The sequence below is a fragment of the Sphingobium soli genome, assembly GCF_020782245.1.
GTDB classification, from domain to species: domain Bacteria; phylum Pseudomonadota; class Alphaproteobacteria; order Sphingomonadales; family Sphingomonadaceae; genus Sphingobium; species Sphingobium soli.
This window is the reverse complement of sequence record NZ_JAJGNP010000055.1, coordinates 1-295: the sequence shown is the minus strand read 5'-3', so window position 1 is coordinate 295 and position 295 is coordinate 1. Positions and strand designations below refer to the sequence as shown.

Genomic DNA, 295 nt, shown 5'->3' with positions numbered 1-295 from the left:
CCGGTAGCTCAGGTGGTTAGAGCGCACGCCTGATAAGCGTGAGGTCGGAGGTTCAACTCCTCCCCGGCCCACCAGTTGTCTGGTTGGGGGCTTTAGCTCAGCTGGGAGAGCGGTTGCTTTGCAAGCATCAGGTCATCGGTTCGATCCCGATAAGCTCCACCACCAGACTGCGTAGCGCTGTCCAAATTCTCTAGAGATGAAGAGTAGCGGTTTGCCGCTCCAGCGATGGGGTGGCGATATGGCTCGCAAGGCGGGCCTCTTTGACATTGTGAATGGGTTTTTTAATCGATGCCGT

1 tRNA gene is annotated in these 295 nt (G+C 56.6%); it reads left to right on the top strand.

Annotated features, from left to right (window positions below):
- Positions 1-86 precede the first annotated feature (86 nt).
- Positions 87-162 (top strand) — tRNA-Ala (locus LL253_RS19710).
- The last annotated feature ends 133 nt before the right edge of the window (positions 163-295 follow it).